The organism is Shewanella mesophila, from assembly GCF_019457515.1.
GTDB lineage: Bacteria > Pseudomonadota > Gammaproteobacteria > Enterobacterales > Shewanellaceae > Shewanella > Shewanella mesophila.
The window spans coordinates 3,949,416-3,967,011 of record NZ_CP080421.1 but is presented as its reverse complement, the minus strand read 5'-3'; the positions used below and the strand labels follow the sequence as shown (position 1 = coordinate 3,967,011).

Genomic DNA, 17,596 nt, shown 5'->3' with positions numbered 1-17,596 from the left:
AACTTATTGATTAATAATGATTTGAATAGAAAGGTGCAGTCCAGGCTCTGCGGCTTTGCACCATATTGGTGCGTTAGTTGCCTTTTTATGGTGCAATCACCATCTTGGTGCGCACCATGATAAACATGACTATTCATAGCTGACTAAAAAATAATCCTGTGCGAGAGCCCTCGGCTAGAGTAGAATGGCACGTTTTTTATTGCAACAGCTATTATTATTAGCTGTTATCAATACCCTATTTTTTTGATGGTAAGAGGTTTATCCGTGTTAGAGAATTTACGTAACATCGCCATTATTGCACACGTTGACCATGGTAAAACAACCTTGGTTGATAAGTTGCTGGCACAGTCTGGAACCCTTGAAACTCGAGGAGAGGCCGCTGAGCGGGTGATGGATTCGAACGATCTTGAAAAGGAGCGTGGAATCACGATTCTTGCAAAGAATACTGCCATCAAGTGGAACGATTACCGCATCAACATCGTTGACACCCCTGGCCACGCCGATTTTGGTGGTGAGGTAGAGCGTGTTCTGTCTATGGTTGATTGTGTATTACTACTAGTTGACGCGGTTGATGGCCCAATGCCACAAACTCGCTTCGTAACTAAGAAAGCATTCGCTCAAGGCTTAAAGCCAATTGTTGTTATCAACAAGATTGACCGTCCAGGCGCGCGTCCTGATTGGGTTATCGACCAAGTATTCGATCTTTTCGATAACTTAGGCGCGACTGATGAGCAATTAGACTTCCCAATCGTTTACGCTTCAGCGTTAAACGGTTACGCAACCTTAGATCCAGATGAAGTTGGTGTTGATATGACGCCGCTTTTCGAAACTATCGTTGAAAAAGTTTCATTCCCAGATGCAGATTCGGAAGGTGACTTCCAGATGCAGATCTCGCAACTTGATTACAACTCATATGTAGGTGTTATCGGTGTAGGTCGCATTAAGCGTGGTAGCGTTAAGACTAACCAGCAAGTGACTATCGTCGGTGCCGACGGTAAGACGCGTAACGGCAAGATGGGCCAAGTATTAGGTTACATGGGTCTAGATCGTACAGAAGTTGAAATTGCTAACGCGGGTGACATCGTCGCGATTACAGGTCTTGGTGAACTTAAGATTTCTGACACCGTATGTGCGACGACTGCTGTAGAAGCATTGCCACCGCTTTCTGTTGATGAGCCGACACTGACCATGACCTTCCAGGTCAACACTTCACCATTTGCTGGCAAAGAAGGTAAGTACGTGACTTCACGTAACATCCTTGAGCGTCTAGAGCAGGAATTAGTGCATAACGTTGCACTACGTGTTGAAGAGACTGACAGCCCAGATCGTTTCCGCGTATCGGGTCGTGGTGAACTTCACCTTTCAATCTTGATTGAAAACATGCGTCGTGAAGGTTACGAGCTAGCCGTTTCTCGTCCAGAAGTGATCATGAAAGAGATCGATGGTGAGATGTGCGAACCATACGAAACAGTGACAGTTGACGTTGAAGAAGAACATCAAGGTACTGTTATCGAGAAGCTAGGTACCCGTAAAGCTGAAATGAAAGATATGCAGCTTGATGGTAAGGGTCGTGTCCGTATCGACTTCGTTATCCCAAGCCGTGGCTTAATCGGTTTCCAAACTGAGTTCTTAACTGCAACTTCTGGTACTGGTCTGATTTACCACACATTCGATCATTATGGTCCAGTTAAAGGTGGCGATATTGGTCAACGCGCTAACGGCGTATTGATCTCTAACGCAACGGGTAAGGCACTAACTTTCGCACTATTTGGTCTACAGGACCGTGGTCGTCTGTTTATTGGTCATGCGACTGAAGTGTATGAAGGCCAAGTTGTTGGTATTCACTCTCGTTCTAACGACCTAACAGTTAACTGTCTTAAAGGTAAGCAGCTGACTAACATGCGTGCATCGGGTACCGATGAAGCGCAAGTGCTAACTACGCCAATCAACTTGACCCTTGAGCAAGCGCTTGAGTTTATCGATGATGATGAGTTAGTAGAAGTTACGCCGTTGAGCATTCGTGTTCGTAAGCGTTACCTAACAGAGAACGATCGTAAGCGTCATAACCGCGGTTCAAAAGACGCTTCTTAAGTTTACTGAGTCATCAAGCACTATTTTGGTGCAGCGATGAGTAAGCGATAAGTATTAAAAAAGCCCTGAACATGAAAGTGTTCAGGGCTTTTTGTTTCTGAGGGACTTTACCGATTGGTATCAATATTTTATTCAGCTAACCACTGGGCATATTGTTTGGTGTAGTAACTCACAATGAGATCGGCTCCAGCGCGTTTTAAGCCAACAAAGGTTTCGGTTACCACAGTTCGTTCATCGAGTGCACCTGCGAGCGCCGCAAATTTAATACCGGCGTATTCACCACCGACTTGATATGCCGCTATAGGCAAATAGGTTTCTTGTCTTAAACGGCTGATCACATCTAAGTAAGGGGTTCCTGGTTTTACCATCAGAATGTCGGCGCCTTCGGCTTCATCTAATGAGGCTTCGAGTAGTGCTTGACGACCGTTAGCATAATCGAGTTGGTAGCCTTTCCTATTCCCACTGAGTTCACAGTCTACAGCGGCTCTGAATGGGCCATAGAAAGAAGAGGCGAATTTTGCAGAATGGGCCAAAATTGCGACGTGTTGAAAACCAGCGTTATCGAGTCCTTGCCGAATGGCCTTTACCTGACCATCCATCATCGCCGACGGGGCTAACATATCGGCACCAGCTTTAGCAGCGGTTATCGACTGTCTAACTAAGTTTTCTACGGTGACATCATTATCGACTTCGTTGTGGTGCATCACACCACAATGACCGTGATCGGTATATTCACAAAAACAGATGTCGGGTATCACCATCATCTCGGGGGCGATAGATTTTATGGTTTTAATCATACGGGCAAGTAAGCCATTGTCGTTCCACGTATCGCTTCCCGATGCATCTTTGGTGTGTGATATACCAAAGGGCATGACATAGCGAATACCGAGTGACTGTAGCTCGTAAATTTCATCGGCTAGGCGGCTTTCTGGAATGCGACTTATACCGGGTAAAGTTGCAATTGGTATGGCTTGCTCGATCTGTTCTTCTATGAAAATCGGATGGATCAAATCGGTTAATGAAATATGGCTTTCGCGCAATAGATTGCGCATAGTTTCAGAGCTACGTAGACGTCTCAAGCGGCGCAGTGGAGGTGTGCTTAACATGGAGTACCTTATTACAGATATATGAGTGAGAGGGTTTGTTTCAGAAGAAAATCTTAATACTTACAATGCTCTGACCTTACACTCAATATAAGGTTCCACATTCAAGATTATTCCATGTGTTTCTGTGATCTGCACATAGCATTGATTTTGTTTAACTCAACGTCCAGCTAGCTTAGTGCTATAGGTTTGAGGTTGGGCAGTCCAAGAAAATTGTTATTAATGTACTTATCACTGGGGCATATATTATCAATAAGGCAAATAGGCACAAAAGAGAGGCTCGTAGGGCGTGAGTAAGCAGAAGTATAAAACGTAGCACGTCAAAGTTACGTCAAAACTAGAAGGATTAAATATAAAATTTATGTTTTTGTTGTGCAGTTAGAAGTTCCACACCATAAGCGTTTATCCAATATCATTAATTGCGTAGACTTATCGTCATCAGTTTAACAATTGTAACAAAGTTGTTTGATGCGGTGCATGCTAAGTGCCGCCGTAGTGGTTTCTGATAGCGCGTATGTGGTGTAAAAATGGAACGTTTAACTCAGCTGCCTATAACGAAAGCGGAAGCAACCCCAGCGATTGCCAGTACTGTACTCGATGATATCAAGCGGCCAATAGCCTCACATGGCTTTGGTGGCTTCTGGTTCCAAGGCATAGCTAACAGTGCTTATGAAGACTATCGTGAAAATAATCGCGGCAATTTACTGACACGGCGCACGCTACAAAGTGCTGCTGGCGTATTGGCGTCATCACCGACGGTGCAACAACTGCATCAACAATATCTGGCTCGTGTCGCCGCAACAGATATTAACTTTGGCGAAGCTCTGTGCCTAAAGTCTCCCTATTGCTATGTGTTTGAAGAAGATGGACAGCCTAATAAAGCCAAAAAACTATTTAATCGATATGGTGTTAATACGGTCGTCAGCTGGCCGCTGAAAAACTTTGCTTCGAATGCTTGGAGCGGTCGATTCACTTTACTTGCTAAACATGATTATAAGGACCTAAATCTGACTGGCTTAGAGGTTACGCTTAAGCAAGCCCAAATGAATTTATTTGAACATTTTCATGATCAAATAAATCCCTACCGTCAATATAAGTTATTTAATCAAACCGCGATTAAAGCATTGGAAATGGCTGCGACTGGTTTACATAATCATGAAATATCACAAGAATTACACATTACCGTTCGTGGCGTAGAATATCACCTAGAATCTATGCGAAATAAGCTGTCAGCTAGCAATCGTGCTAATTTAGTACACATTGCACATCAACTGGAAATTATATAATTATGTTAGTGCTTCTTGTCGAAGATAACCGTCTACTTGCTAAAAATATTATTCATTATTTAGAACTGAATGATATCGAAACGGATTATTCTGAGACGCTCGCACAGGCTGAGCAGGCGATAATAAAGCGTAACTTTGACGCTATTATTCTCGACCTTAATTTACCCGACGGTGATGGTATTAGTGCCTGTAAAAAATGGAAAGCGCAGTGCATCATTGCTCCCATCATTATGCTGACAGCGCGCAGTAACCTGCAAGATAGGCTGTCTGGTTTTGAAGTGGGAGCCGATGATTACTTGGTTAAACCTTTTGCTATGGCTGAATTAGTGGCTCGACTCAAGGTGGTGTCGCAGCGGCGCCCGTCGCCGAATTTGCTTACAATTGGCGATCTTGAATTTGATTTTGCTGGACATAGCGTACATCGACAAGGGCAGCGATTAGTGTTGACACGTACAGGCTGGCAGATCCTGGCGCTATTGGCGAGAAGAAGTCCTGAAACAGTAGAGCGAGATGAAATTGAGAGATTACTCTGGCCCGATAGCTTGCCAGATAGTGATAGTCTTCGCAGTCATATTCATCTATTGCGTAAAATTGTCGATAAGCCTTTTGAGCAAAAACTGCTGCATACTATCCGTGGCGTAGGCCTATGTTTAAAGGTCGATGACGATGAAGCCTAAACTCAGTTTAAAGCGTGTCTATCAGGTTTATGGTTTAAGCTTTTTGGCGATCACTTTACTCATTAACAGTTTTATCCCGCTGTGTATGATGTGTACCGGCATGTTTAGCATGCATGAGATCACCATGAGAAATGCGGCTCAAGCTGCAGTGCAATACGCTAGTGCTGGAAATAGTCCCTTTCACACCGAAAATCTGAGCGTATTTAATAGCTGGGAGTCAGTACCAAGCAAGATAAAGGCGATAAATAATGGCGTGCCCCCCGAAGAGCCTAATGACGTAAAGCACCAGCATATCGATGGTAAATTCATCGATGCTCTGATGTTACATCAAGATGAGGCGGGAAAATCTAGCTATGTATGGCTGCACTATAATGCCACCCATGAGTTAGAGTTTGCCCCAAAGAATATGGCCGCCATCTGCTTATTGATTATCATGACTTTCACTGTGAATGCTATTTTGGCATGGTATTTACAAAGCCGAGTCATTTCGCCAGTGCATCAGATCAGTCGGGCAATAAAGCAGCATGATTGGCAAAAGATGGAACAACTTCGGTTTCCAAAACAATGTTATGCCGAGCTTCAATCTATTGTCGATGCCTTAGACAGCTCGATTAAACAGCTTAAAGAGGCGCAGCAACGTGAGCTATCATTTTTGCGTTTTGCCAGTCATGAACTCCGCACGCCCATCGCTATCTGTCAGTCTTCGTTTGATATTTTGACCTTACAACAGGGCCAGTTAACGGGGCCGACATTGCATGCCAGTCAAGCGACGACTCAAATGAAATCGATCACCGAAACCCTGCTGTGGTTAATGAGCTCTGATTGTAGTCCGATGGATAAAAGCCATGTGAAGTTAGCCAGCTTGTTACAGAGCATTGTTTATGATCAACAATTTGCCCAAGGCAGCGAGGTCGAGGTGGAGTTATCCTGTGATGACACCCAATTATTAGTGCTTAAAGAGCCGCTGAGCATAGTGTTAAATAACTTGGTGCGTAACAGTTTAGAGCACGGTGCTAAAGGTATTAGCATCACTCAACGAGGTAATAGAATCGATATTGTTAACCCGTTGTCACGGCATAACTCCAGTGGTTTCGGGCTCGGTTTGATGTTGGTTGAACGTTTAACGGCACAGCTTAATTGGCACTATTCAACCAGTTACGATGATAACTTTTTTAGAGCAAGCCTCATCATACATTCAGCTTAACCTTTAATAACAACTCGCTGTTTAGTGATGGCAATAGTTGCATCGCTAATACAGCGCTTTGTTGTTTAAGTTGTATTTTATCTGTTCAATTAGCTCTCTTGTTTAAAATCTCTTACATCTACATAAAATAGTAAATAGAATGGTTAACCTACTCTATTTTAATCACTATTCATCATGAGTTTGAATAATCTATTGATGATAACTAGTCATGCTTTTTGCATTAGTCTCTGCTATCAATATTTTAGGCTTATTTTTATTTATATCTCATTTTCATTTTGACGTTATTTTCACATTTAGGCTTTATTTATATTTTGACGTTATTTTCACAAATATAATTTGTCAAATTTTCTAGATTAAATTTTTTATTTTTTTGCTGTTTTTAATTGGTGCTTTTACTTCTCTAATCCACACACTTTTTACTATTCAAAATTATTACACGAGCTAGCTCACAAAGAATTTTGCTTATTTATTTATCATGTCGAGGAATTTTAAAATTAAGGGATGTTTAAATGAAAAAGCAACTTGTCATAGCTTTGGCTGCGTTTGTCGTGGCGCCAGCCATGTCGGCTACATCAGTCGATTTGGGCTATAAGGCGTACACCTCTGATACTAAATCCGATAATGGTGGCGCATACGATCAGCCTTTTGTGAAGTTAACTCATTTCAACAAGGCGGATTGGGGCACTTTACTGGCCTATGTGAAGTTAGAAAACCCAGGCGAAATCGAAGATGCTCAACAGGGCAAAGACGGTAAGCTGACAGTGAAGTCATTACTGGTGCTTGATAAGCAGATCGCTGAAAGTCAGTACAACTTTTGGGTCCAAAACTTCTTAGTCAGCAATCGTACCGTAATGGAAGACAACTTCTATTTGGGGGTCACGACTAATCGTAAATATGGCGATTTGCTCATTAACGCGGGCTTAGGGGTGAACTATTCTGCGGCACACTTTGATCCAACTGGGGCCAGTTTCGATGGCATAAGTGGTTACGCCGCCGTGATAAACGCACGTTACCCTTTTGCTTTTGCGGGACTAAAACATTCATTGTCTGTCAATTATGAAGGCCAAATCGATCGTGATGACGAGCATATGAGCACACTGGGTTATGACAGTTATGGTCATCAGATCATCACAACGTTAAAAACCAGCGTTACCGATTCTTTCTACACCAAATTGCATCTTACTCATTTCGACAGCTGGGGCTCAGTGCCAAATGACGGTATCGAATATGGCGTTGCCCTTGGTTTTACTTTCTAGTATCGGTTTGACTTAAAAAGGAATAAAGAATGATTAAAAGAACGATTATCGCGAGTGCAATTGTAGCTCTGGCCATGGGATGCTCAACACAAGAGAGTCAACCTATAGTGAAAAGTGAAGGTGCTGCTTTTGGTAAGCACGGAGAGATCCAGGTCCAAACTGCTACTAAAGGTGGTCAGTTGGTGGATATTAGTGTCATTAAGCAAAATGAAAACAAAGTCTTAGCCGCCTCGGTATTTACCGAAATGAAAGATGCCATGCTTGCTAGCAACAGCACTCAGGTAGATGGTATCAGTGGTGCCACAATCACGAGTAATGCTTTTAAAGAGGCGGTTGAAGGCTCTCTTGCTGCTGCTGGCGTGACCTTGGTTTCGGGTATGGCTAAGGGTAATACCCAAGCAGATGAGCAGCTGTCCAGTGAGCAGAATTTTGATGTGGTAGTGATTGGCTCAGGAGGTGCAGGTTTCAGTGCGGCAATCACCGCCAAAAATGCTGGTGCTAATGTGGTTATTATCGAAAAAATGCCAACGGTAGGCGGTAACAGCTTAATCACGGGGGGCCAGATGAATGTGCCAGGCAACTGGGTGCAAAAAAAGATGGGTATTGAAGACAGTATCGAGTTATTTGTACAAGATACGCTTAAAGGGGGCGATTACCTTGGCGACCCTGAAATGGTGCAGCTCTTAGCCGAACAAGCGTTGCCTGCTGCCGAGTGGTTAAGAGACTATATTAAGGTCGACTTTTACCCAGATCAGTTATTTCAATTCGGTGGCCACAGCGTTAAGCGTGCTTTGATCCCACGTAACCATACCGGCGCCGAGTGGATCAGCAAGTTTATGGCTAAAACCGATGAGCTTCAGATCCCTATTCATACCCGCACGACTGCAACAGCTTTGATTAAAGATCAAAGCGGACGCGTGATCGGTGTAGAAGCCGAGAAAAATGGCCAGAAGATAACCTACAACGCCAAGCGTGGTGTGATCATGGCAACCGGTGGTTTCGGTGCTAACGTGGCGATGCGTACCAAATATGTGCCTGAGCTAGATAGTCGTTATGGCACCACCAACGCACGTGGGATCATGGGCGATGGCATTGTTATGGCCGAAAAGTTAAATGCTAAAACCCACAATATGGAGTCGATTCAGACTTATCCTATCTGTCATATCGATACTGGGGTGATCTCTTTAATTGCCGATTCTCGTTTCTTCGGTGCGATCGTTGTCAATAAACAGGGCCATCGTTTTGTTGAAGAGTTAGAGCGTCGTGACGTTATCAGCCGTGCGATCTTAGCGCAAACTAATCAGCAGGCTTATGTACTGTGGGGCGCAGAGATCGAAGAAGTTGCCGATGTGGTTAGCGTACATAAAGATGAATTCGCTGAGCTGAACCGTAAAGGCATGATGTTTAAAGCTGACTCAATCGAAGAGTTAGCCGACAAATTCGGCGTCGATAAAAAAGCGCTTATGGCACAAGTTGACCGTGTGAATCAGTTTGCTAAAGCAGGTGATGATAAAGAATTTAATCATCGTGGTGGCCTGAAAACGATCATGAAGCCACCTTTCTATATGCTAGTAGCCAAGCCTTCTGTGCACCATACTATGGGTGGTTTGATGACAGATACTCATACCCGAGTGTTAGACACCCAAGGTAAGCCGATTGCAGGACTGTTTGCTGCCGGTGAAGTAACTGGTATGACGCACGGCTCGAACCGTCTTGGTGGTAACGCCATTACCGATATTACCGTATTTGGACGTATCGCAGGTCAAGAAGCTGCCGCGCAATAAGCGTTAATGCAGCAATACCATGCCGACCAGCTTGCTGGTCGGCATTTTTAATCCTCAATCATGAATGATTTGGCGGCGCATTGATTCGGCGCTGATTTTTTAATCTCGGTCCCACCCGTAATTATCAACGTCTAATGTCACTTTTATACGGTGTAAATTCGCTGCACGTGACAGGTTAAAGCGGCTTACATGATGATTTAAATGACATTTAAAGAAATACTGCGAACCATTGTATCGCTATTAGCTCTGGTCGCTGTACTATCAGGTGCTGCGTTAATTGCTGTAATCAAGTTGAGTTAATTGGCCGCCATATACCAATATTAGAGATCTCTCTATCAGTGAGGTTAATCAGAAAGCATCTCTTTAGTAAATTAGGATCAGAGTAGCTCGAGTAATAGCTGTTTCATCTCATTTTCATCAAGTGAAACTGGGGAGTTCTTGTTGTCTGCGTGAGCAACTACCGCATCTATATCAGATTTGCGAAGGCCATAATCTGATAATTTGCCCAGTGGCTTCGCCCACTGCTCAAATAGATCGATCGCTTCTAAATCATCTATGGTTTCACCGAATAGAGTCTGACGGGCAAGCGTAAACTGTTTAATCGAAGATTTTTCCAGTAAACGCCTAAATACAGGACCGAGTAAGATTCCGCAGGCAGCGCCATGGGGAATGTTGCAAACCGCGCCAAGAGGCCCCGCAATACCATGAACGGTTCCCAGTCCTCCATTAGCTAAGCTAAGGCCTGAGAGATAAGCGGCTAGTGCAAGTTTGCCTCTTAGTTCTAGCTCTGTTGGCGTGCCATAAAGTGTGTCGGTGAACAACTGGCTCCCTTGAGAAAATAAGCTGATCCCCTGTAATGCCAAGGCATGTGTGAGTGGAGTTGCCTTGGTTGAAACCAAAGACTCTAACAGTTGGCAGAAAGAGTCCATACTGCAGGCGAGAGTGACCAATTTGGGGGTTCCTACTGCCAACTGAGGATCGAGAATGGCTAGGCGAGGTACGAAAGCATCGTGTCTTAGCGATTTTTTGAACGGTTTTTCGCCCCGTTGCCCGATCACCGCATTTTTAGTCGCTTCGCTTCCCGTTCCTGCTGTTGTTGGTACGGCAATCAGCGGCAAGGTATTGGCTTCAGGCGTTTTAGTTCCAATGCCTTCTAGATAATCGAGCACCGAACCTTGATGACAAAGCATTGCAGCAACGGCTTTGCCTGCATCGAGTACGCTGCCGCCACCAATGGCCACAACGACCTCAACCTCTTGGAGACGAGCTATTTCCGTTAAGCTATCGACAATTTGGGGTGTCGGTTCACCGCTAACAATGTTGTGGTTAAAATGGACATTCGCCTGGCGTAACTTAGTTTGAATTTCCGCCCAGCTTTCAGTTTCTACAAAATGCTTACCTGTGATGAACTGTACCGATTTATAGGGCTTTACTAGGTCGGCTAATTTATTAATCTCGCCGTTACCAAAAATCAATTTTGCGTTGCCCAAATGGGTAAATGGATGCATCGTTATTCCTTGTCAAACTAACACTCAGTTGCCGAGAGATTCTGTTAAACGAGAAAGTGTAGCAGTTCTCTGTGGCTAAATCTGAGTGTTAGCAAACATTATCAATGGCCTATCGAGCCTAAGTGTTGAATTAAATACATTCTGATCTCGGTGGGTGTCTGGCTCACCCAAAAACCACTTACATAGGCGATAAGCGGCACTATGAAAAGTAGCAGTAGCAACATGATGGTCAGCCCTCGTGCCGATAATTTGATGCCATTGCGCGTACTGAAGTGTAAAGCTTGCTGTTTAGGACAGGCTGAAACACACCGCATACAGGCTTGGCATTCATCGGAGCGAATATGGGCTTGAGTATGGACACTGATACCTGCAGGGCAGGCGCGAGTACACTTGTCGCAGTTCATCCCTTTCGATTCAATCAGGCAGTGCTGGGTACTCCTGCGAATTTTAAAGGGGCTTAAAAAACTAAGTAGTCCTAATAGCGCGCCGTAAGGGCAGATGTAGCGGCAAAAACCTTGGCGACGCCACGCAGCCAGCCCTAAAATAATGCCAAAGCCCATAAGGGTAACTAGGCCTGGAGTAATAAAAAACAGCGCCATTTTTAGGTCGGCTATCTTATGGTAATTGCCGTTAAGGTAGTGGGGGATGGACGCGGTTGGCATGGTAAAGATGATATAAAATAATCCTCCGAGGAGTAGATATTTCAACATGCGCAGTGGCCAATCGAGCCAGATTGGCGGTAAAAGCTCACGTTTGATAAAGCGTTTTCTCAGTTTGTAAAGATATTCACCCGCGAGCCCTAAAGGGCAAGCCCAGCCGCAGAATGCACGTTTACACAAGAGACCAGTGAGCAATACAGCAGTGAGCATCACAGCCGCAGCAGGATGGTTTTGGTCCCAAATCCCCAAGGTTAGAATCGCTTTTATCTCAATGCCGCCAGCGATGGGCAAGAAAGCATCGCCGACATCGGGGCGCATTAGCCAAGGCGTTATTCCTAGCTTGAGCATGGCGGCATTAGCGGCAAATTGAATTCCGACAAGCAACATCGACAGAGCTAACAAGTGTTGAATAACATCCCGCAACGTGTTGGAACGCACCTCACCTTTGATGAGTTCGTTTTGGTATCGATTCGCGACTCCAAGACAAATAACCGCGACAACCAGTGCTAACCATAACGGCCAATAGAGTGTGGTGATTAGTGAGCCAACAAGTAAGCCGCCCGCTGCGACAGCGCCCCACTTTTTGCCGCTCCAGTAAAGTAAGCTAATGCTATAAACCAAAGCCAAGGTTAAGGTGATTGATTCGATAATACTCATAGTGCTAGAACCAGTTATTGAGAGAGTAAGGTAACCGCTTGTATCTATGAGAGACTATTGAATGATGTAAGTTCTTTTGCTATCAAAATAATGTGCTGTGACTCGCGAAATAATGCTTCTTGATACAAATTTTGATGATCTGTGTCGCCTTGTTGCTAGTTTGTGTCGCAGCACTACTTAGCGATAGAAAATAAAAAGCCCCAACATAAGGTCAGGGCTTTATATAACAGAAAATCACTATGAAAGATCGCTAGTTGCTGCCTTCCATAGATTCGATAAATTTGCTTGATTCGGCAATCGACTTATTCATCTCTTTTATCAGGCTGGATATATCGGTTTGCAGGCTGGCAAACTCGCCCTTGATGGCGCCTATCGCCTGGGCGTTAAGGTTATGCTTGAGATAGAGCATGTTGTCTTTCATTGCTGTCAGAATAGGTGGCATTTTACTTTCGGCGCGGCGCATGGTTTTGACTAACTGCCCGTATGAGCGTTTAGTCTCTCGTAGCTTGGTCTCGCTGTTACGACGTAGGCTGGCTTTACTAATCTCACCGATTTCGGCTTGCCACTCATCAAATAGCGCCTCGGCGACATCTTCTACCTTATCGATACGATTAGTTACCTCATCGGCGGCTTCTTGAGAGGATTCATACTCATCTTTGGCCTTGTTGTAGGCTTTTTCAAGATCGCCGCCATCATGGTTTAATAGCGCCTGCATCTCTTCCAGCGCTGAACTAAACTGTTGTTGTGCCTCTTCTTGAGATTCTTTTGCGGCAGTAACGCGGTCGACCATGATGTCGCGCTTATGGTAGCCCACTTTCTCCATAGCACCATAGTAAGCACTTTGGCAGCCTGTGAGCAGTAGCGCTGAGGTGATGACAAAAGCTGATAATAGGTTTTTCATCCTGAAGTTATCCTTTAATGGGGTTAGTCGGCCTTAAATTTTGCCGCGTCGATGATACTCCATAGATGCGCTATACCACCTATGATGGCGGGAATAATCAGCCACCACATGGCGTAACCGACGATGGTGATAACGCAAAATAACAAGGCGGCTAAGATGCGTCCCTGTACTAATTGTCCCAGACCTGGGAAGAAAAAACTTGCTATTGCGGCAATAACATTGCCTGCAGAGCCTTGTTGTGACATCTATTTGTTCCTTACACTTGTATCTAGCATCTTTAAACTTGTAATCTAGCTTACGCAGTTAACACCACTTGAATCAAGAGAATACCGTGATAAATAGAATAGATGGGAGCCTACTTCGCTCAATTATGCTGGGTATCTGGGAGTTTATGATACATCTAAAACAGCGTGTGGCGGAAGATCAGATTAATATGCGCGCGGGACATTTGGCCTATGTGACCCTATTGTCCTTGGTTCCTATGGTCGCGGTGACTATGTCTATGCTATCTGCATTCCCGGTTTTTAAAGGGATCCGCGGTCATATTGAGGCCTTTATCTATGAGAATTTCATCCCCTCGGCCGGTGATAGCGTGCAAGTGTATATCAATGAATTCGTTGCCAATGCCTCTAAAGGGACGGCTGTTGGTATCGGTGCGCTAGTGGTCGTGGCTATTTTACTTATCTCTAATATCGACAAGTCGTTAAATGGGATCTGGCGAACCACGGAGAAGCGCTCAATGGTCGTTTCCTTCTCTATGTACTGGATGGTATTGACCTTAGGCCCTGTGTTAATGGGCGCGAGTATTGTGGCGAGCTCTTATATAGTATCTCTAAAGGTATTTAATGGGGCCGATTTAAGTGGTGTGGTGCCCTTATTGGTGGAGCGCCTGCCGATGTTTTTCTCGGTCGCCACATTCTTACTCATCTATATGGTTGTGCCTAATACAAAGGTGAAGTTTTTTCACGCGTTGTTGGGTGCGATTGCTGCGGCAATATTGTTTGAATTGGGCAAGAAAGGTTTTGCGCTCTATCTGACCGAGTTTCCATCATATGAAGCGATTTATGGCGCGTTAGCGACCATCCCCATCTTGTTTGTTTGGGTCTATCTGTCATGGATTATTGTGCTCATTGGCGCGGAGATCACCGCTGCTATGCCCGAATATTTAGATAAGCGCTTGCTGTCGATTGATGCGGTTGAGCAAGAATCAGCAACAGAGGCTGATACTCAACGAGCAGATAATATCGAAGAGCCAAAGCCTTGAAGTCGCAAGGTGCTCATCCACTGATCCGCCGAGATTGGGTCGATGTGGGTGAAGGCCACCAACTTTTTTTAGCTCAGTATGGCGATCCAGAGGGGATCCCTGTGCTCTATCTTCATGGTGGTCCTGGCGCAGGATGCAGTGGTGAAGAGTTAAAATTATTTATCGATGACGGTTTTCATATCTACATGTTAGATCAGCGCGCGGCAGGCCGTTCTAAGCCCTGTGGTGCTTTGGACAATAATGACCTGCTTAGCTTATTAAAAGATGTAGAAAAAGTGAGGCGCTGGGCCGAGGTCGACCGATGGTGTCTACTTGGTGGCTCATTTGGGGCTACCTTAGGTTATTTGTATAGCTGTATTTATCCAGAGAGAGTCTTAACTCAAGTTTATTGGGGCATGTTTATTCCCTCAAATGAGGGTGTTGAGTGGTTATATGGCCGAAGTGGCGCAGGTCAGATATTTTCTCCCCAATATCGACAATTTAACCCTCAAGGGATCGGCGAGCTTGAGTTACTTTTTAAAGATTTTGATCAGGGCTTTAGTCATCAAGAAAGCATAGTGAGAGATCAATATATTAGCCGCTGGTTAGCTTGGGAATTGGAGTTAGCGGCGCCTGGACTACATTTTAGCGAGACCTATACCGATGAGAGGCGGGTGCTGGCAAGGCTTGAACTGCACTACGCCAAGCATCGTTATTTCGGGGCTTATCCTCTAATGAAAAAAGTGGCTGTCAATGTACAGTCTCCCACCGTTATCTTACAGGGCGAGTTAGATTGGGTATGCCCACAGAAGTTAGTCGATGAATTTTTAGCACAATTTGGCCCACAGCGATTAAGCTCTCGTCTAGTTAAGGGGGGGTATCATACTCTGACGGATGATAGGATGTGTAACGCAGTAGCGGATGCGGTGCAGCAGATGGCACGGTACACCAAGAGCCTACAACCTCCGACTCGCTAACCGATCTTACCTTAAAGGAATTGAATAAATGAACAAATTGATCATCACTAGCATGATGCTGATACTCGCTGGTTGCGCGGCAACAGAGAGCTCACAAGATAGGATACCTGCGAACAAGACTCATGAGGCAAAGCTGGCTCCTGAGCGCGTCTATTTCAACGGTATGAGTAATGAACTCGCAACAGATGCCTTACTCGTTTCTTTGATGAATAAGAACTATATGGTTAAAAAAATTGCGCCGACTAGCGTTGGAGTTCAGTTAGGTAACCACCAGTTTGTATTGCAACCGAGTTTAAACCCTAACGGCATAGATCGTATTCTAGCGAGTCGCTATTACAGCGTTAGTCCTAAGCTTCAGGGGTCTCAAGATTTAATGGCGATGTTGCTCACGTTGAATGACAAACTTAATTTCGCCAAGTTTACTTTGCGTGAAAATGGCAAAGTAATTCAAGTACAAGGCGCGGCAACCTTTGTCGATACCTTAGAGCTTGAGGAGTTACGTCGCTTCCTTATTTGGACCGATGACGCCCTTGAAGCAGTGGGTAAAGCTATACCTGCAAATGCCTACGAATTCATTAAACCCTTACCTGTAATGCCTATTTCTCAAACAAATTAAGCCGAGGAGATAAATTGTCGTGATTGCGTTAATCCAGCGAGTTAAACAAGCTAAGGTCGATGTAGAAGGGAAAACCATCGGTGCCATAGATCATGGCTTGTTAGTGTTATTGGGTGTTGAGCGTGAAGATGATCTGCTTAAGATGGAAAAACTGGCGACTAAGGTAATGAATTATCGCGTATTTAGTGATGAAAATGGCAAGATGAATTTGAATTTACAGCAGGTGGGAGGCAGCCTACTGGTCGTGTCGCAGTTTACTTTAGCTGCCGATACGGGGAGAGGCCTGCGTCCCAGTTTTTCTGGCGCGGGAACGCCCGAGCAAGCTGATACCCTATATCGGGCATTCGTGGATTTCTGTCAGAACAAAGGTGTGCATGTTGAAACTGGTGAATTTGCTGCGGACATGCAAGTTAGCTTAATTAACGATGGCCCCGTGACGTTTAATCTGCAGGTATAGTGATGACGAGTAAAATCTCTATTCTGCTTGAACAACTGGGCAATACTTGGCATCAAACTATCCCTGTCAGTGAGTTTATGCAGATCTGTCCAGAGTCTTATTTACAACATGTGTTTTCAGTGAGCGCACCTTTAGCGCCCAATATTAATCTGCATCACACTATGTTTGCTGGCAGTATCTATACCTTAATGACGCTCACCGGGTGGGGAGCCGTTTGGCTTAATCAGCAATTAACCGGTGTCAAAGGGGATATCGTATTGGCTAATGCCCATATTCGCTATCTTGCTCCGATAACCACTTCTCCTACCGCGAAGGTGACTTGGCCGGGAGATGATCTTTCTGCTTTATCTGCTGGTCGTCGAGTTAAGGTAAACCTATCCGTTGAGCTTTATTGTGAGGGTAAGCGCTGCGCCGAGTTTGAAGGAACCTATGTGAGTTTACCTAGTCTGTAATACCAATCAGTATAAGAAAGTGATCTACTCAGCGTGTTTTTGGCGTTAGTGAAACAAAAAAGCCTCGCATTGCGAGGCTTTTATTTTTTAGCGCGAGAGTACAGTCTGGCGTTAATTTTTATCCTTTAGGATAAGGGTGTGCGACACCTTTGTGACAGTCGACACAAGTCTTGCGCTTGTCAGCATCTTTTTTGAAGTTGTTCTCGTGCATTCTCTTCGCCATCTTCTTCATCGTTTCAGGCTGATTTTCGTAGATGCGAGTGTGGCAGTGTTGACAGTTTGCACTGTCAGTTGAACGGAAATATTTAAGTGCAAGGTCGGCTTGCTCTTTACGGTTTTCGTCTAACCACTCTTGAGTGTTGAAACCATCGATAGTTAAGAAACCATATAGATCTTTAGACACAATGATCTTCTTGATCAGATAATCAACTGGACCGTGAGGAAGGTGACAATCTTGACACTGAACAGTAACACCTGCGCGTCCACCGCCGTGTGCAGATGTTAATACTTCATCTTTCAATGAATGGTTGCTATGGCAAGACATACAGAACGCATCTGTACTTGTTGCGTGTAAGGTTTGTTGTGTAGCGAAATAGCCCACAACGCCGACTACAATACCTACCACAATTAGGGCAAGAATTGAGTATTTTGCGCTTGGTTTGAATAGTGCACGCCAGTTCATCACTCTATCTCCAAAATATAATTTTTATTTGATTGTAATTACT

17 protein-coding genes are annotated in these 17,596 nt (G+C 44.6%); 11 read left to right on the top strand and 6 right to left on the bottom strand.

The window, feature by feature from the left end; translation table 11 throughout:
• Positions 1-264: 264 nt before the first annotated feature.
• Positions 265-2,091, top strand: coding sequence for a translational GTPase TypA (gene typA / locus K0I73_RS17460; protein WP_220062294.1), 1,827 nt, complete (start codon positions 265-267; stop codon positions 2,089-2,091).
• Between the two features lie 128 nt (positions 2,092-2,219).
• Here typA and hemB read toward each other — a convergent pair whose 3' ends face one another.
• Positions 2,220-3,197 (bottom strand): porphobilinogen synthase, encoded by a 978-nt coding sequence (gene hemB, locus K0I73_RS17455; protein WP_220062293.1) that lies wholly within the window; start codon positions 3,195-3,197, stop codon positions 2,220-2,222.
• A gap of 524 nt (positions 3,198-3,721) precedes the next feature.
• Here hemB and K0I73_RS17450 point away from each other — a divergent pair.
• From K0I73_RS17450 to K0I73_RS17430, 5 genes are all read left to right on the top strand, one after another.
• Positions 3,722-4,480 carry a response regulator transcription factor gene (locus K0I73_RS17450; protein WP_220062292.1) on the top strand — a complete coding sequence of 253 codons (759 nt, stop codon included), beginning with the start codon at positions 3,722-3,724 and terminating at the stop codon, positions 4,478-4,480.
• 2 nt (positions 4,481-4,482) lie between these two features.
• Positions 4,483-5,157, top strand: a complete 675-nt coding sequence (locus K0I73_RS17445; RefSeq protein ID WP_220062291.1) for a response regulator transcription factor — start codon at positions 4,483-4,485, stop codon at positions 5,155-5,157.
• Complete coding sequence (locus K0I73_RS17440; protein WP_220062290.1) at positions 5,147-6,361, top strand: sensor histidine kinase; 1,215 nt, start codon at positions 5,147-5,149, stop codon at positions 6,359-6,361. Before K0I73_RS17445 ends, K0I73_RS17440 begins: the two co-directional genes overlap by 11 nt.
• Positions 6,362-6,870: 509 nt before the next feature.
• Positions 6,871-7,617, top strand: coding sequence for an outer membrane protein OmpK (locus K0I73_RS17435; RefSeq protein WP_220062289.1), 747 nt, complete (start codon positions 6,871-6,873; stop codon positions 7,615-7,617).
• 29 nt (positions 7,618-7,646) lie between these two features.
• Positions 7,647-9,401 carry a flavocytochrome c gene (locus K0I73_RS17430; protein ID WP_220062288.1) on the top strand — a complete coding sequence of 585 codons (1,755 nt, stop codon included), beginning with the start codon at positions 7,647-7,649 and terminating at the stop codon, positions 9,399-9,401.
• Between the two features lie 377 nt (positions 9,402-9,778).
• Here K0I73_RS17430 and K0I73_RS17425 read toward each other — a convergent pair whose 3' ends face one another.
• The 4 genes from K0I73_RS17425 to K0I73_RS17410 form a co-directional block, all read right to left on the bottom strand.
• Positions 9,779-10,909 carry an iron-containing alcohol dehydrogenase gene (locus K0I73_RS17425; RefSeq protein ID WP_220062287.1) on the bottom strand — a complete coding sequence of 377 codons (1,131 nt, stop codon included), beginning with the start codon at positions 10,907-10,909 and terminating at the stop codon, positions 9,779-9,781.
• A gap of 101 nt (positions 10,910-11,010) precedes the next feature.
• Complete coding sequence (locus K0I73_RS17420; RefSeq protein WP_220062286.1) at positions 11,011-12,225, bottom strand: 4Fe-4S binding protein; 1,215 nt, start codon at positions 12,223-12,225, stop codon at positions 11,011-11,013.
• 250 nt (positions 12,226-12,475) lie between these two features.
• On the bottom strand, positions 12,476-13,126 hold the full coding sequence (locus K0I73_RS17415; RefSeq protein WP_220062285.1) for a DUF2959 domain-containing protein: 651 nt from the start codon (positions 13,124-13,126) through the stop codon (positions 12,476-12,478).
• Between the two features lie 23 nt (positions 13,127-13,149).
• Positions 13,150-13,371: a hypothetical protein gene (locus K0I73_RS17410; protein ID WP_220062284.1), complete on the bottom strand. Its 222-nt coding sequence runs from the start codon at positions 13,369-13,371 to the stop codon at positions 13,150-13,152.
• 125 nt (positions 13,372-13,496) lie between these two features.
• Between K0I73_RS17410 and K0I73_RS17405 the strand changes: the two genes are divergently transcribed.
• Genes K0I73_RS17405 through K0I73_RS17385 form a run of 5 tightly spaced genes read left to right on the top strand, consistent with a single transcriptional unit; the run spans position 13,497 to position 16,871 of the window.
• Positions 13,497-14,390, top strand: a complete 894-nt coding sequence (locus K0I73_RS17405; RefSeq protein ID WP_434086727.1) for a virulence factor BrkB family protein — start codon at positions 13,497-13,499, stop codon at positions 14,388-14,390.
• A complete protein-coding gene (locus K0I73_RS17400; RefSeq protein ID WP_220062282.1) occupies positions 14,387-15,346 on the top strand; it encodes an alpha/beta fold hydrolase in 960 nt (319 codons plus the stop codon). The genes K0I73_RS17405 and K0I73_RS17400 overlap by 4 nt, the downstream gene beginning before the upstream one ends.
• Positions 15,347-15,374: 28 nt before the next feature.
• Positions 15,375-15,962, top strand: coding sequence for a YbjN domain-containing protein (locus K0I73_RS17395; RefSeq protein ID WP_220062281.1), 588 nt, complete (start codon positions 15,375-15,377; stop codon positions 15,960-15,962).
• 19 nt (positions 15,963-15,981) lie between these two features.
• On the top strand, positions 15,982-16,419 hold the full coding sequence (gene dtd / locus K0I73_RS17390; protein ID WP_220062280.1) for a D-aminoacyl-tRNA deacylase: 438 nt from the start codon (positions 15,982-15,984) through the stop codon (positions 16,417-16,419).
• 2 nt (positions 16,420-16,421) lie between these two features.
• The gene (locus K0I73_RS17385) at positions 16,422-16,871 is read left to right on the top strand and encodes a thioesterase domain-containing protein (RefSeq protein ID WP_220062279.1); all 450 of its coding nucleotides are present in this window, start codon (positions 16,422-16,424) and stop codon (positions 16,869-16,871) included.
• Between the two features lie 118 nt (positions 16,872-16,989).
• Here K0I73_RS17385 and K0I73_RS17380 read toward each other — a convergent pair whose 3' ends face one another.
• Positions 16,990-17,553: a NapC/NirT family cytochrome c gene (locus K0I73_RS17380; protein WP_220062278.1), complete on the bottom strand. Its 564-nt coding sequence runs from the start codon at positions 17,551-17,553 to the stop codon at positions 16,990-16,992.
• Positions 17,554-17,596: the final 43 nt, after the last annotated feature.

Excerpts from the sequence above, each read along its gene's own strand:
- K0I73_RS17425 (WP_220062287.1), bottom strand. The coding sequence starts at position 10,909 with ATGCATCCATTTACCCATTTGGGCAACGCAAAATTGATTTTTGGTAAC.
- K0I73_RS17380 (WP_220062278.1), bottom strand. The coding sequence starts at position 17,553 with ATGAACTGGCGTGCACTATTCAAACCAAGCGCAAAATACTCAATTCTT.
- K0I73_RS17430 (WP_220062288.1), top strand. The coding sequence starts at position 7,647 with ATGATTAAAAGAACGATTATCGCGAGTGCAATTGTAGCTCTGGCCATG.
- K0I73_RS17440 (WP_220062290.1), top strand. The coding sequence starts at position 5,147 with ATGAAGCCTAAACTCAGTTTAAAGCGTGTCTATCAGGTTTATGGTTTA.
- K0I73_RS17385 (WP_220062279.1), top strand. The coding sequence starts at position 16,422 with ATGACGAGTAAAATCTCTATTCTGCTTGAACAACTGGGCAATACTTGG.
- K0I73_RS17450 (WP_220062292.1), top strand. The coding sequence starts at position 3,722 with ATGGAACGTTTAACTCAGCTGCCTATAACGAAAGCGGAAGCAACCCCA.
- K0I73_RS17435 (WP_220062289.1), top strand. The coding sequence starts at position 6,871 with ATGAAAAAGCAACTTGTCATAGCTTTGGCTGCGTTTGTCGTGGCGCCA.
- K0I73_RS17420 (WP_220062286.1), bottom strand. The coding sequence starts at position 12,225 with ATGAGTATTATCGAATCAATCACCTTAACCTTGGCTTTGGTTTATAGC.
- K0I73_RS17445 (WP_220062291.1), top strand. The coding sequence starts at position 4,483 with ATGTTAGTGCTTCTTGTCGAAGATAACCGTCTACTTGCTAAAAATATT.
- hemB (WP_220062293.1), bottom strand. The coding sequence starts at position 3,197 with ATGTTAAGCACACCTCCACTGCGCCGCTTGAGACGTCTACGTAGCTCT.
- K0I73_RS17405 (WP_434086727.1), top strand. The coding sequence starts at position 13,497 with ATGCTGGGTATCTGGGAGTTTATGATACATCTAAAACAGCGTGTGGCG.
- K0I73_RS17415 (WP_220062285.1), bottom strand. The coding sequence starts at position 13,126 with ATGAAAAACCTATTATCAGCTTTTGTCATCACCTCAGCGCTACTGCTC.
- K0I73_RS17410 (WP_220062284.1), bottom strand. The coding sequence starts at position 13,371 with ATGTCACAACAAGGCTCTGCAGGCAATGTTATTGCCGCAATAGCAAGT.
- K0I73_RS17395 (WP_220062281.1), top strand. The coding sequence starts at position 15,375 with ATGAACAAATTGATCATCACTAGCATGATGCTGATACTCGCTGGTTGC.